Source organism: Pseudomonas sp. 86_A, from assembly GCF_017491705.1.
Taxonomy (GTDB): Bacteria; Pseudomonadota; Gammaproteobacteria; order Pseudomonadales; family Pseudomonadaceae; genus Aquipseudomonas; species Aquipseudomonas koreensis.
This window is the reverse complement of sequence record NZ_JAFGYS010000011.1, coordinates 217,606-230,421: the sequence shown is the minus strand read 5'-3', so window position 1 is coordinate 230,421 and position 12,816 is coordinate 217,606. Positions and strand designations below refer to the sequence as shown.

Here is a 12,816-nt window from a genome sequence, read left to right as displayed (position 1 = left end):
GCTCAATCGACACAATGGGTTGTCCCCGCGCGATGCATCTCATAGGCTTGCGCGATTGTTTGCCCGCGCCTGACGCGAGCCGCCTCGAGGAGACTGTAAATGGGCCTGAATAATCAGTGGATGCAACGCGACCTCGCGGTGCTGTGGCATCCCTGCACCCAGATGAAAGACCACGAACAGCTGCCACTGATCCCGATCAAGCGCGGTGAAGGCGTGTGGCTCGAAGACTTCGAAGGCAAGCGCTACCTCGACGCCGTCAGCTCCTGGTGGGTCAACGTGTTCGGCCACGCCAACCCGCGCATCAACCAGCGCATCAAGGATCAGGTCGATCAACTGGAACACGTGATCCTCGCCGGTTTCAGCCATCAGCCGGTGATCGAGCTGTCCGAGCGTCTGGTGAAGATGACGCCCGAGGGCCTGAACCGGGTGTTCTACGCCGATAACGGGTCGTCCTGCATCGAAGTCGCGCTGAAAATGAGCTTTCACTACTGGCTCAATCGCGGTCAGCCGAACAAGAAACGCTTCGTCACCCTGACCAACAGCTACCACGGCGAAACCATGGCGGCGATGGCGGTCGGCGACGTGCCGCTGTTCACCGAAACCTACAAAGCGCTGCTGATGGACACCATCAAGGTGCCGAGCCCGGATTGCTACGGGCGTCCCGAAGGCATGAGCTGGGAAGAGCACTCGCGCAACCTGTTCGCGGCCATGGAACAAACCCTGGCAGAGCATCATGACAGTGTTGCGGCCGTCATCGTCGAGCCGTTGATTCAGGGCGCCGGCGGCATGCGTATGTACCACCCGGTGTATCTCAAGCTGCTGCGCGAAGCCTGCGACCGCTATGGCGTGCACCTGATCCATGACGAAATCGCCGTCGGCTTCGGCCGTACCGGGACCATGTTCGCCTGTGAACAGGCCGGCATCCGCCCGGACTTCCTCTGCCTGTCCAAGGCCCTGACCGGGGGCTACCTGCCGCTGGCCGCATGCCTGACCACCGACGAGGTCTACAGCGCGTTCTACGACGACTACCCGACCCTGCGCGCCTTCCTCCATTCGCACAGCTACACCGGCAACCCGCTGGCCTGTGCGGCGGCGCTGGCGACCCTGGATATCTTCGAGCAGGACAACGTCATCGAGAACAACAAGGCCCTGGCCCAGCGCATGGCCTCGGCCACCGCGCATCTGGTCGATCATCCGAACGTCTCTGAGGTGCGCCAGACCGGCATGGTGCTGGCCATCGAGATGGTCAAGGATAAAGCCACCAAAGAGGCCTACCCTTGGCAGGAGCGACGTGGCCTGAAGGTGTTCCAGCATGCGCTGGAGCGCGGCGCGTTGCTGCGGCCGCTGGGCAGCGTGGTGTATTTCCTGCCGCCGTACGTGATCACCCCGGAGCAGATCGACTTCCTCGCCGAAGTCGCCAGCGAAGGCATCGACATCGCCACCCGTGACAGCGTCAGCGTGGCGGTGCCGAAGGATTTCCACCCGGGGTTCCGCGATCCGGGCTGAATGTCCGACTGTTTCAAACATCACCCTGTGGCGAGGGAGCTTGCTCCCGCTGGAGGCCGAAGGACTCCCTATCCCGAGCGACGCGGTATTACAGACATACCGCGCCGACAGGATTTGCGACTGCTTCGCAGTCGAGCGGGACGGTGCGACGATTCGACAAGCTCCCTCGCCACAAAAGCAAGACATCAGTAAGCCGCAACTCTGAGCCAATTTTCTAGAGACCCAAAATGAGACTGTCCCGCTTCTTTATCGACGCCCCCCTGAGCACCGGCGAACACGAACTGCCGGAAGCCCAGGCGCACTACATCAGCCGCGTGCTGCGCATGGCCGAGGGTGATGCGGTGCAGTTGTTCGACGGCTCCGGCCATGAGTTCCGCGGATCGCTGGTGGAAGTCGGCAAGAAACGCGTGGTGGTGCAGATCGACGAGCAACTGGCCGGCCAGGTCGAATCGCCGTTGCACATCCACCTCGGCCAGGGCCTGTCCCGGGGTGAGCGCATGGACTGGGCGATTCAGAAAGCCACCGAGCTGGGCGTGAGCGAAATCACCCCGATCTTCAGCGACCGCTGTGAAGTCCGCCTGAAGGACGAACGCGCCGACAAACGCCTGCTGCACTGGCGTCAGGTGGCGATCAGCGCGTGCGAGCAGTGCGGACGTTCGCGGGTGCCGGTGATTCATCCGCCGGTGCTGTTGGCGGACTGGATCAAGCAGACTGAAGCTGATCTGAAACTGGTGCTGCACCCGGTGGCGGAGCCGCTGGTGAGTCATGCCAAACCGGCGACCCTGGCGTTTCTGATCGGGCCGGAGGGTGGCTTGTCGGATGCCGAGGTTGAGCAGGCCAAGGGCAATGGCTTCCATGCCGCCCGCCTCGGCCCGCGAGTGTTGCGCACCGAGACCGCGCCGGTGGTTGCACTGGCGGTGGCTCAGCAACTTTGGGGTGATTTCTAATCCACCATTGGAATACGTTCCCCTGTAGGAGTGAGCCTGCTCGCGATAGCGGTGCATCAGCCACAAACGCTGTCGACTGACAGGACGCCATCGCGAGCAGGCTCACTCCTACAGGGGGACGGTGGCGTGTCTACAGGACATAAAACAGAATCGCCACAAAGTGCAGCAGACTCCCCGCGATCACGAACAAATGCCAGATCCCGTGCGCATGGCGCAACCGGTGATCCAGGGCAAAAAAGATGATCCCCACGGTGTACAACACACCGCCCGTGGCCAGCCAGGCAAACCCGATGGTGCCCAGCGCCGCAATCAATGGCTTGACCGCCACCAGCACGATCCAGCCCATCACCGCGTAAATCACGATCGACAGAATCCGCGCCTCCGAGCGCGGCTTGATCTCTTGCAGGATGCCGATCAGCGCCAACCCCCAGACAATCCCGAACAGCGTCCAGCCCCACGGCCCGCGCAGGGTCACCAGACAGAACGGCGTGTAGCTGCCGGCGATCAGCAGGTAGATCGAAAAGTGATCGACCTTCTTCATGATCGCTTTCTTGCGCCCGCGCACGCTGTGGTACACGGTCGAGGCGCTGTAGAGCACCAATAAGGTAAAGGCGTAGATCGCCACGCTGACAATCTTCCACGGACTGCCGTCGAGGCTGGCAATCACCAGCATCCATACGCCGCCGATAAACGCTGCCACTGCCCCGACCAGATGCGTCCAGGCGTTGAGTCTTTCCCCGTGATACATGTGTCACTCACCTCGTTATTCGTTACCGCAGCGCGCAAGGCTCGGGCCTTGAGCGTAAAAGCGCAATGTTTCCGTTAAACACGATCCCTGTAGGAGCTGCCGAAGGCTGCGATCTTTTGATCTTGAAAAGCAAAGATCGCAGCCTTCGGCAGCTCCTACAAAGAGCGGCGCATACCGTGCACAATCGGCCGACATAAAAAAGAGTCCGCGCCATGCTGATCGACGAAGAATTGACCCTGAAAAAACTCGAGGTGTTCCTCGCCTTCATGCGCACCGGCAATCTGGCGCGCGCCGCTGCCGAGTTGCAGACCAGCAATGTCAGCGTGCACCGGGCGATCCATTCGCTGGAAAGCGCCCTGCGCTGCCCGCTGTTCAAGCACGAAGGCCGCAACCTGACGCCACTGGAAAGCGCCTACGTGCTCGAAGAGCGGGCGCAGAAGCTGATCCAGGACGTCGTCGAGAGCGTGCGCCTGACCCGCGAAGCCGCCGGATTCTCCGCTGAACGCTTCAAGCTCGGCTCGCTGTATTCGCTGACGGTGAAAACCGTACCGCAACTGATCATGGGCCTGAAGATCCGCCGCAGCGAACTCAACATCGACCTGATCCTCGGTTCGAACATCGACCTGCTCTACAAGCTGAAGAACATGGAAGTCGACGCGATCCTGGTGTCGCTGGACGACAGCATCAACGACCCGGACTGCGAGCAGATCCCGCTGTTCTCCGACGACATCTTCCTCGCCACGCCGGCGGATTCAAAGTTCGCGCAACGCAGCGAAGTCGATCTGGCCGAGGTGCGCGATGAAACATTTATCACCTTGACCCAGGGTTTTGCCACCCATCAGGACGGCAACCGGGTGTTCAAACAGGCGGGGTTCGAGCCGAAGGTGGCGATGCAGGTCAACGACATCTTCACCCTGCTGAGCATGGTCAGCTCCGGGGTCGGTTATGCGTTGCTACCGGGAAGGATTGCGGCGGTCTATGAGAACCGGGTAAAGCTGATTCCGTTGCAGGAGAAGTATCGACTGCAGCAGCACATTGGCGTGGTGTTCTTGAAGGCCAAGGAGAGGGATCCGAACTTGCTGGCGTTGTTGGCGGAGTGTCGGATGTATGCCAATCGACAGGTTGGGATTTAGAGCAAAATCAAGATCAAGAGCTACCCCCTCACCCCAGCCCTCTCCATCAAGGGGTAGAGGGGGAAAGGGAGCAGATCTTCATGGGTTTCAAGACCTGAGTTCGACTCAGGACTCTCAAGTCGGCATACCTCCAGCATCCAACTCGGTCAGTCCCCTCTCACCCCGGGAGAGGGTTAGGGTGAGGGGCTTTTGATTTTCAGCCCACAATCCCGCGAACAATGAAGAACAGCAGCGAAGGCCCCAGCAAGCACCCAAGCCCGGTGTGGAACGTCGCCGTCAACGCCCCATAAGGCACCAACCGTCGATCCGTCGCCGCCAGCCCCGCCGTCACCCCGCTCACGGTCCCGGCCAGGCCACCAAACACCATCGCCGAACGCGGGTTATCCAGGCCCATCCAGCGCGCTGCGACCGGGGTGCCGACCATCACCAGAATCGCCTTGATCAACCCGGTGGCAATCGACAGCGCCATCACATCCGAGGTCGCGCCAATCGCCGCGCCGGTCACCGGGCCGACGATGTAAGTCACCGCGCCCGCGCCGATGGTGGTCATGCTCACCGCATCGCGATACCCGAACGCCCAGGCCATGCTCGCGCCGACAATGAACGGCAGGATCGTACCGAGCAGCAGCGCGATCACACCGATCAACCCGGCTTTCTTCGCCTCGGTCGCCTGCACTTCGAACGCGGTGGCGACAATCGCGAAATCACGCAACATCGCCCCGCCCATCAGGCCGATGCCGGAGAACAGCGTCAGATCGGCCAGGCCTTTCTGCCCGCCGGTCATGGTGCCGCCGACCCAGGCCAGCACCAGACCGATGACGATGGCAATCGCCGAGCCATGAATGCGTCCGTAGGTCAGGCGTTTGGAGAGAACCACCGAGACCCACATGATCACGCCGACGAAGGCGAAGGCAGTGACCAGACCGTTGTGTTCCAGACCGTTTTCAATGAGTGCCCACATGTCAGCGACCTCCTACCGGGGTGCCGACCGGCGTGACTTCCACCGGTTCGTCGGGCAACGGTTCGCCCTTGTGGGTGCGGCTGATCAAGGCAATCGTGCAACCACACACCACCACCGAACCGATTGCCGCCAACACCGCCACCGGTCCGCCGTGCAGGGCGGTGACGACGTTCTGTTGCGCAGCCATCGCCACCACCACCGGAATGTACATCGCGCCCCAGAAGCCGACGCCCATCTCGCAATCCTTGGTCATGCCGCCGCGTTTCTGCATCCACAACCGCGCGCAGATCAGCAGGATCATGGCGATGCCAACCCCGCCGACGTTGGATTTGACGCCCAGCAGCACACCGAGCATGTCGCCCATGATCACCCCTGCCAGCGTACAGATCGCCAACAGCGCCACACCGTAAATAATCATTGTTGTAGTCCTCAAAGTGCATCGTCGAATGTTGTTTTTGTTGTTCGAAGCCTGAGTCGCGGCGGTTTATGGTCGGCGGTTCCCCTCCTCACGCAACAGCGCCTGCAAGGTGTCGAGCCGCGCACTGTCGAAGGCAGTGACCGTGCCCGATTCGAACACCCGGCGCGCCAGCCCGGTCAGCACCGCACCGGGCGGCAGTTCGATCTGTAACCGTACACCGCGCTCGTAGGCGCTTTGCACGGTGCCGCGCCAGTCCACCACGCGGCACATGTTGAAAGCGAGGTCGTCACGCAAGGCGTCAGGCTTGAGCATCGGACGCGCGCGACTGCCACTCAGGTAAGCGATGTTCGGGGTCTTCAGTTCAACCTTGGCGAAGGCTGCGGCCAGCGTGTTGGCGGGCGCCTCCAGCAACGGACAGTGCGAAGGCACGCTCACCGCCAGGCGTTTCGCCAGACCGGCACCACGACTGCGCGCCAGTTCGGCCACCGCTTGCATGGCCTGGTCGCTACCCGCAATCACCACCTGGTTATCGGCGTTGATGTTGGCCAGGTACACCGGCGAATCCTCACTGTGCACCTGCGCCAACAGCGTTTCGACGGTGGATAATTGCAGGCCGATGATTGCGGTCATGCCATAGCCCTGTGGATGAGCCTGCTGCATCAACTCACCGCGCAGGCTGACCAGATGCAACGCATCGCTGAAGCTCAACGATCCTGCGACCACCGCTGCCGGGTAGGCACCGATGGACAGGCCGGCGACGTAATCCGCCGTGAGTCCGTCCTGCAACAATTGCCGCGACGCCGCGACCCCGGCGATCAACAGGCACAGCTGAACCGCCCGGGTGCTGCGTAACGCTTCGGGCGAATCGAGCAGCGAGACATCTTCACCGAGTACGTCGCTGGCCTCGACCACGGTTTCCCGAGGCAAACGCTGGAGCATGCCAGGCTGCTGCGCACCCTGGCCGGGAAACACCAACAGGCTGCTCACGCTGCCTGCTCCTGCGGGTTCCACGGATCAGCCACCAGACACGCCTGATGCTGGTTTTTCAGCAGCACGCGTGCAGACCCGCTGGCCCATTCGCGCAACGCGACCGCACCGAACGGCGTCTGTAATTGCATGTCGACCCGGCACACGGCTTGATCAAAAACCGCGACCAGTTTGCGTGCCTGATTACGCGTGATCAGTTGCGGTGTACGCAGAATCAGATCGAGGTCACTGGCCGCGTGCATCGCGGTAAAACCACTGGCCAACTCAAACCCGACACTGCCGCTGACACCCCAGACCCAACCGCAGTCATCGAGCATTGGCCGCAGTTGCTTGAGCGCGTGAACCACTGGCAACTCACGCGCGCTGTCGACCTGACACAGCGCCTCGGGACTGACCCGACGCGCAATCGCATCAAAGTCCATGAACGCGGCCAGGCGCTGCTCGCGCGACACTCCGCGCACGCCCACCGCGACCAGACCTTCAGCGCTCACCGCCCGCCGCACCACCACCGGTTGCCCTGCGGTCAGCGACTCGATTGCCCACGGCGGCGCACCCGCCGGCAGCTGCGCAGGGGTCATGCCCCACAGCAGGTCGTGGGCCAGCGGCATGTTCACCACTGCGCCCTCAACAGTTCACGCACGCGGCTGGATGCCGCACGATTTTTCGCGCCGAGACGATTGCTGAGATCAGTGCTGGAGATATCGCTGATGGCCTGTTTGAGGCATTCGTTAACCCGCGATAGATCCTCCACCGTCGGTTGTTCAATCTGCTGCACCGAAAGTGTTTCCCAAAGCAATCCGAGGCTCGCGTAACTGTCGATGTCATAGGCCATCGGCGGCACGCTGGCGGCCAGCGCTTCCAGTTCCTCGACACTGCGCAAGGTCACCCGCGCCGCCGACGCCTTGCCCATCGCATGCACCATCACCCCCGGATCGCGCAGCGCGATCAGGCGGTTGGCCTGATAACCATGAGCCAGAAACGCCCCGGACATCGCCTTGCCCACCAGCAGCGCAATCACCGGATGCCCGGCCAGACGCGCGCGGGCATAGCTGTCCGCCGCACCGGCCAGGGCCTGATGAATGCCGAGGGCTTCTTCGCGGCGACCGTAAGCCTGGCTCGGCACGTCGACGATGGCGATGATCGGGCGCTTCTGCGTTTTATCGCAATCAGCCGTGATCACGTCATCCACAGCCTTGGCCAAGCCCCAGCCTTCGAGCAACCCGACTTCGCCATTGCGGGCACGTGGGAAACGGTTGTCCGGGTCAGCGACCACGGCGATAAACCGCCCGAGTTCGCCATCGGCCACTTGCAACGACGGCGGCAAACCTTCCACGGCTTGCGCACCAGCGCTCAGGGCGTTGAACCAGTTCAAACCGCGCACGGAATAACCACTCATGAGCGCTCTCCTTGATACAGATCGCGAACCACCGATGGCTCGATTTGCGGGTCGGTGTTCAGGCTCGTCAGACGTTGCAGGAACCATTCGGCACGCTGACTGCGCGGTTGGCTTGGCAAGCCTTGTTGCAACAGTTCACCGACCTGCTGGCGGATCTGCGCCACGTCATCGGCGACATAACGATCCACCAAGCCGCTAGCGAAACGCTGCTCGCCACCGGTCAGGCTCCAGATGAAGGGTCGGTCGCGGGAGTCGTATTCTTCGAGCCCGGCTTCCTGCTCGATCACTTGCGGGCCGTTGAGGCCAAGGCGTGCTTCCTGGGTCACCAGCAAATAGCTGCACAGCGCGGCGGCAATCGACATGCCGCCAAAGCAACCGACGCTGCCCGCCACCACACCCACCACCGGTTGGTATTGCTGCAAATCGACAATCGCCGCATGAATATCGGCAATCGCCGCCAGCCCGAGGTTGGCTTCCTGCAAGCGCACACCACCGGTTTCCAGCAGCAACACGGCGCGGGTCGGGATGCCTTTGCGGTTGTCTTCGGCGGCCAGTTCCAGCGCGCCGGCAATCTTCGCCCCGCCGACTTCGCCGAGGCTGCCGCCCTGGAACGCGCCTTCAATCGCCGCGATCACCACCGGCAAACCATCGAGGCTGCCCTTGGCGATCACCACGCCGTCATCGGCTTGCGGCACCACGCCCTGGCGTTCGAGCCACGGCGACATGACCCGTTGAAACGGGTCGAGCAATTCGCGGAAGGTCCCGGCATCGAGCAAGGCTTTCGCCCGTTGCCGCGCACCGAGTTCGACGAAGCTGTGTTTGTGCAAAAGCGCTGCGCTGTCAGTCATGGCCGATCTCCTCGAAACCTTGTTCCAGACGCAAACGCACCACACCCGGCGTGGCGCCGAAATCGTGAATATCGATGGCCATCGCCGGTGGCGTGGTGCCGTCGAACATCCGCGCAAACAAATGCTGCCAGCGCAGTTGCGCGCCGTTGACCGAGGTCTGCACATTGATCGTCAGCTTGCCGGCCAGACCCGGTTCGATCAGCACTTCCAGATCGCCCGAGCCGACACACCCGACCAGCGCGCGCCCGCGTGGCGGCTGCCCGGCGGGGAATTCAAAGGATAAGGTTTCCATCAAAACGCTCCCTGAAGGATGCCGTCGCGCTCGATTCGGTCGAGCAGCAGCGTGGCGGCGAGCAAGTCGGCGGCGCCACCGGGCGAGGCATTCAATGCGATGAGTTGTTGATCCAGTTCGTGCAGGCGCCGACGCCCGCTGAGGCTGGCGCTGCCGCCGGCGTCGAGCACCGCTTGCGCGCCGTTTTGCATGGCGTGCAGGCCTTGTTCACCAGCGCGGTAGAGCACGCAGGTGTCGGCCAGATCGGTCATGATCGCCAGCAGCGCATCGAGCCGGGCGTTCTGTTCGCCGTGACCGTTGGCGCGGCTGCGTTTGAGTTGTGGCAGGCCGCGTTGCAGCACGGACGGGAAGCCGAGTTGCGCTTCTTCACGGGCGCCTCGTGCGCCGTAACGCAGGGCGACTTGGGCGCCGTGGCTCAAGGGTTTTGGTGCGTAGCGGTCATCCAGCAAGGCCAGACGTGCGGCGCGCAGGGTTACGGCATTGGCGCTGGAGGATTGCGGTTCCAGTGCAGCGGCGGTCACCAATAATCCTAAGGCCCAAATTGCACCGCGATGAGTGTTCACACCGTTGGTGGTCGCGAGCATCGCTTGCTCGCCTTCACGACCGATGCGGCCAATCGCTTCGCGCAATGTTGAATCGACTTCGCCGACCTCAACCGCCGCTTCGGCCATTTCCTTGAACGCCGGCCACAACGACAGTGCCGAGGCGTGCATCAGGCCCAAGTGCAAATCGGTGTGCGCGCCATTGCCACGCCGGTCGACCAGCGCCGGTTTCGGCGAGAGGTCGGCTTCGTCGATCAGCGCGTCCACCGCCAGATCGGCCAGGCGTTCGCTCAGGCTGAGGGGTTTCGCTTGCAGGTTGAGTGCGTGCATTACCAGCTCCTGAACTTGGCGGGCGGGTTGTACAAGCCGCCGGACCACTCGACCAGATCAGCCACGCTTTTCGCCGCCAGCAGTTCGCGGGTGGCGTCGGTGCGGCGGATGCCGAGGTCTTCGGGCAAGGCGATCAGGCCTTCGCGGCGCATGCGTTCGGTGTCTTTCGGGTTGTGGCGCAGGCCGATGGCGGTGACACCCGCAACCGCTGCGATCATCGCCTGGCGTTCTTCCAGCGAACGGGCCTTGTACAGGTAGGCGATGCCCTCTTCGGTGAGCAGGTGGGTGACGTCGTCGCCGTAGATCATGATCGGCGCCAGCGGCATGCCGCTTTTCTTCGCCACTTCCACCGCGTCTAGGGTTTCGACGAAAGTCGGTTTGCCGCCCTCCTGGAAGGTCTCGACCATTTGCACCACGAGTTTCTTGCCGCGTTCGAGCATCGGTTGCTGCGAGTCGTCGTGACGCATGTCGAGCCATGCCGGGGTGCCGTGACGGCGACCACGCGGGTCGTGGCCCATGTTCGGCGCACCACCGAAACCGGCGAGACGACCACGGGTGACGGTCGACGAATGGCCATCGCCATCGACCTGCAACGTCGCGCCAATAAACAGATCCACCGCGTACTGCCCGGCCAGTTGGCAGAACATCCGGTTGGAACGCAGCGAGCCGTCGCGGCCGGTGAAGAACACGTCGGGGCGTGCGGCGATGTAGTTTTCCATGCCCAGTTCGGTGCCGAAGCAATGCACGCTTTCGACCCAGCCGCTTTCGATCGCCGGGATCAGCGTCGGGTGCGGGTTGAGCGTCCAGTTGCGGCAGATCTTGCCCTTGAGACCGAGGGATTCGCCGTAGGTCGGCAGGATCAGTTCGATGGCGGCAGTGTTGAAACCGATGCCGTGGTTGAGCGACTGCACGTTGTGTTTTTCGTAGATCCCGCGAATCGCCATCATCGCCATCAACACGTGCACCGGTTTGATGTGCCGTGGGTCGCGGGTAAACAGCGGTTCGATGTAGAACGGCTTGTCGGCCACCACCACGAAATCCACCCACGAGGCCGGGATGTCCACGCGCGGCAGTTCGCTGACGTCGTCGACCAACTGGTTGACCTGAACGATTACGATGCCGTCGCTGAAGGCGGCCGGTTCGATCAGTGCCGGGGTGTCTTCGGTGCTGGGGCCGGTGTAGATGTTGCCGGCGCGGTCGGCCATGAATCCGGCCGAGAGCACGACGTTGGGGATCAGATCCACCACCAGCCGGGCGTAGAGTTCGATGTAGGTGTGAATCGCACCGATTTCCAGCAGGCCGTCTTCGAGCAACTGGCTGATGCGCAGGCTCTGGGTGCCGGCGAAGGAGAAATCGAGCTTGCGGGCGATGCCGCGTTCGAACAGGTCCAGGTGCTCGGAGCGCCCGACACTGGGCATGATCATGTGCAGGTCGTGGAGCTTTTGCGGATCGGCCTTGGCCAGCGAGCGGGAAAGGAAATCCGCCTGTTTCTGGTTGTTGCCCTCCAGCACCACACGGTCGCCGGGATGGATCAGCGCTTCGAGCGCGGCGACGATCTTGTCGGTGGGCAACACCACACCGTCGGCCAGCCCGCGCACCTTGTCGAGACGCCGCTGCTTCTCGTCACGCCGCCGCGTCCAGCGCGAGTCGGGGGAAATTGTTGTTGTCATGCTCACTCCACGGGGTTCGCTGTCGTGGAGCTAAGGTAGGCGTGTGGGGTGGGGGCATCAATCAAGCGCGGTGGTGAATCATTACGCTCAGGGTAATGATCAAGAGTGCCCTCACCCTAGCCCTCTCCCGGAGGGAGAGGGGACTGATTGGGGGATGCTTGTGATGTACATCGACCTGATCTTGCCGCGCTGAATCCATAATCGACTCGGTTTTTCAGGTCGATGTATAGCGTAAGACACCTCGGTCGGCCCCCTCTCCCTCCGGGAGAGGGCTGGGGTGAGGGTCGGGCTTTTTCGCTATTCCGTCGGCACCAACTTATCCAACACACGATTCACAGCCATCTCCGCCACCATCACCACCTGGGCAATGCCCTGCAACGTCTTGCGGTGCGTGCCTTGCACCAGCGCCGCATGGTTATTGAGCATGACGGTGGCCGAGCCGAGCGATTCACTGGCGTCGGCCAGCAAGGATTCGCTGTCGGCTTCAGGGTTGACCATGTAGAGCGTGTTGGGGGTATAAGGCGCGGCCATGAGGTCGGGTGACGGCGGGCCGAGGTAGTGGTCGAGGGCGCGTTCGGCGGCTTCGTGGAATTTCTTCGAGTCGGGGGCTTCGTAGGGGGATGCCGCATCTGTTGGCGGCGGGCTTGGTGTAGGTTTAATCATTTTCAGGTTCCGAAATAAAGCTGGAACCGCTTCTCTGCTAAAAGAAGGGGTGGCAGCTGAACGCAGGTTAGCAGACCGGGGAACCTAAGGAAGCCGGCGCGCCGAAGCGCCCTGCGCACAGCCGCCATCGAATGCAGGCACTGAGCCTGACGATGATGTATGTGCACCCTTAGATTAACCACGGGCTGCTAAACCCGATCACTGGGAATCAGTGACGGGATCAAGTTACGCAGCCTGCCGAGGGCGCACAAGCCGGCGGATTCTGGTGCATGCGTAGGCAGCGGCGCAAGGATTTGTAGGCTGGTGAGCCGTAACACTGAGTGTATTTAAACTGGTGACTGGAAGGTGTTTATTTCGCTACGGGAATTGAGGATT

Annotated in this window: 14 protein-coding genes; 3 read left to right on the top strand and 11 right to left on the bottom strand. The window is 62.3% G+C overall.

Going from position 1 to position 12,816, the window contains the following annotated elements; translation table 11 throughout:
* The first annotated feature begins 99 nt into the window (after positions 1–99).
* On the top strand, positions 100–1,506 hold the full coding sequence (locus tag J5M57_RS18590; RefSeq protein ID WP_169843422.1) for an adenosylmethionine--8-amino-7-oxononanoate transaminase: 1,407 nt from the start codon (positions 100–102) through the stop codon (positions 1,504–1,506).
* 227 nt (positions 1,507–1,733) lie between these two features.
* Entirely contained in the window at positions 1,734–2,453 is a 720-nt protein-coding gene (locus J5M57_RS18585; RefSeq protein ID WP_207848395.1) for a 16S rRNA (uracil(1498)-N(3))-methyltransferase, read from the top strand.
* A gap of 130 nt (positions 2,454–2,583) precedes the next feature.
* Here J5M57_RS18585 and J5M57_RS18580 read toward each other — a convergent pair whose 3' ends face one another.
* Positions 2,584–3,201 carry a hemolysin III family protein gene (locus J5M57_RS18580; protein WP_083367678.1) on the bottom strand — a complete coding sequence of 206 codons (618 nt, stop codon included), beginning with the start codon at positions 3,199–3,201 and terminating at the stop codon, positions 2,584–2,586.
* A 212-nt stretch (positions 3,202–3,413) separates the two neighbouring features.
* Here J5M57_RS18580 and J5M57_RS18575 point away from each other — a divergent pair, with 212 nt between their 5' ends.
* A complete protein-coding gene (locus J5M57_RS18575) occupies positions 3,414–4,334 on the top strand; it encodes a LysR substrate-binding domain-containing protein (RefSeq protein ID WP_083367677.1) in 921 nt (306 codons plus the stop codon).
* A gap of 196 nt (positions 4,335–4,530) precedes the next feature.
* Here the strand turns inward: J5M57_RS18575 and madM are convergent, their stop codons facing one another.
* The 10 genes from madM to J5M57_RS18525 form a co-directional block, all read right to left on the bottom strand.
* Positions 4,531–5,295: a malonate transporter subunit MadM gene (gene madM / locus J5M57_RS18570; protein WP_064589619.1), complete on the bottom strand. Its 765-nt coding sequence runs from the start codon at positions 5,293–5,295 to the stop codon at positions 4,531–4,533.
* Between the two features lies 1 nt (position 5,296).
* Positions 5,297–5,713, bottom strand: coding sequence for a malonate transporter subunit MadL (gene madL / locus J5M57_RS18565; RefSeq protein ID WP_003229065.1), 417 nt, complete (start codon positions 5,711–5,713; stop codon positions 5,297–5,299).
* 66 nt (positions 5,714–5,779) lie between these two features.
* Positions 5,780–6,700, bottom strand: a complete 921-nt coding sequence (mdcH, locus tag J5M57_RS18560; protein ID WP_207848394.1) for a malonate decarboxylase subunit epsilon — start codon at positions 6,698–6,700, stop codon at positions 5,780–5,782.
* Positions 6,697–7,317 (bottom strand): malonate decarboxylase holo-ACP synthase, encoded by a 621-nt coding sequence (locus tag J5M57_RS18555; RefSeq protein WP_207848393.1) that lies wholly within the window; start codon positions 7,315–7,317, stop codon positions 6,697–6,699. The genes mdcH and J5M57_RS18555 overlap by 4 nt, the downstream gene beginning before the upstream one ends.
* Positions 7,311–8,096, bottom strand: coding sequence for a biotin-independent malonate decarboxylase subunit gamma (gene mdcE / locus J5M57_RS18550; protein ID WP_207848392.1), 786 nt, complete (start codon positions 8,094–8,096; stop codon positions 7,311–7,313). The genes J5M57_RS18555 and mdcE overlap by 7 nt, the downstream gene beginning before the upstream one ends.
* Positions 8,093–8,944 (bottom strand): biotin-independent malonate decarboxylase subunit beta, encoded by an 852-nt coding sequence (locus tag J5M57_RS18545; protein WP_169843417.1) that lies wholly within the window; start codon positions 8,942–8,944, stop codon positions 8,093–8,095. Before J5M57_RS18545 ends, mdcE begins: the two co-directional genes overlap by 4 nt.
* The gene (locus J5M57_RS18540) at positions 8,937–9,236 is read right to left on the bottom strand and encodes a malonate decarboxylase subunit delta (protein WP_007913697.1); all 300 of its coding nucleotides are present in this window, start codon (positions 9,234–9,236) and stop codon (positions 8,937–8,939) included. The genes J5M57_RS18545 and J5M57_RS18540 overlap by 8 nt, the downstream gene beginning before the upstream one ends.
* A complete protein-coding gene (locus J5M57_RS18535) occupies positions 9,236–10,108 on the bottom strand; it encodes a triphosphoribosyl-dephospho-CoA synthase (protein WP_169843416.1) in 873 nt (290 codons plus the stop codon). The genes J5M57_RS18540 and J5M57_RS18535 overlap by 1 nt, the downstream gene beginning before the upstream one ends.
* Positions 10,108–11,778, bottom strand: coding sequence for a malonate decarboxylase subunit alpha (mdcA, locus tag J5M57_RS18530; protein ID WP_169843415.1), 1,671 nt, complete (start codon positions 11,776–11,778; stop codon positions 10,108–10,110). Before mdcA ends, J5M57_RS18535 begins: the two co-directional genes overlap by 1 nt.
* Before the next feature lie 297 nt (positions 11,779–12,075).
* The gene (locus J5M57_RS18525; RefSeq protein ID WP_207848391.1) at positions 12,076–12,441 is read right to left on the bottom strand and encodes a hypothetical protein; all 366 of its coding nucleotides are present in this window, start codon (positions 12,439–12,441) and stop codon (positions 12,076–12,078) included.
* Between the last annotated feature and the right edge of the window lie 375 nt (positions 12,442–12,816).

Excerpts from the sequence above, each read along its gene's own strand:
- J5M57_RS18590 (WP_169843422.1), top strand. The coding sequence starts at position 100 with ATGGGCCTGAATAATCAGTGGATGCAACGCGACCTCGCGGTGCTGTGG.
- J5M57_RS18585 (WP_207848395.1), top strand. The coding sequence starts at position 1,734 with ATGAGACTGTCCCGCTTCTTTATCGACGCCCCCCTGAGCACCGGCGAA.
- J5M57_RS18580 (WP_083367678.1), bottom strand. The coding sequence starts at position 3,201 with ATGTATCACGGGGAAAGACTCAACGCCTGGACGCATCTGGTCGGGGCA.
- J5M57_RS18575 (WP_083367677.1), top strand. The coding sequence starts at position 3,414 with ATGCTGATCGACGAAGAATTGACCCTGAAAAAACTCGAGGTGTTCCTC.
- madM (WP_064589619.1), bottom strand. The coding sequence starts at position 5,295 with ATGTGGGCACTCATTGAAAACGGTCTGGAACACAACGGTCTGGTCACT.
- madL (WP_003229065.1), bottom strand. The coding sequence starts at position 5,713 with ATGATTATTTACGGTGTGGCGCTGTTGGCGATCTGTACGCTGGCAGGG.
- mdcE (WP_207848392.1), bottom strand. The coding sequence starts at position 8,096 with ATGAGTGGTTATTCCGTGCGCGGTTTGAACTGGTTCAACGCCCTGAGC.
- J5M57_RS18545 (WP_169843417.1), bottom strand. The coding sequence starts at position 8,944 with ATGACTGACAGCGCAGCGCTTTTGCACAAACACAGCTTCGTCGAACTC.
- J5M57_RS18540 (WP_007913697.1), bottom strand. The coding sequence starts at position 9,236 with ATGGAAACCTTATCCTTTGAATTCCCCGCCGGGCAGCCGCCACGCGGG.
- J5M57_RS18535 (WP_169843416.1), bottom strand. The coding sequence starts at position 10,108 with ATGCACGCACTCAACCTGCAAGCGAAACCCCTCAGCCTGAGCGAACGC.
- mdcA (WP_169843415.1), bottom strand. The coding sequence starts at position 11,778 with ATGACAACAACAATTTCCCCCGACTCGCGCTGGACGCGGCGGCGTGAC.
- J5M57_RS18525 (WP_207848391.1), bottom strand. The coding sequence starts at position 12,441 with ATGATTAAACCTACACCAAGCCCGCCGCCAACAGATGCGGCATCCCCC.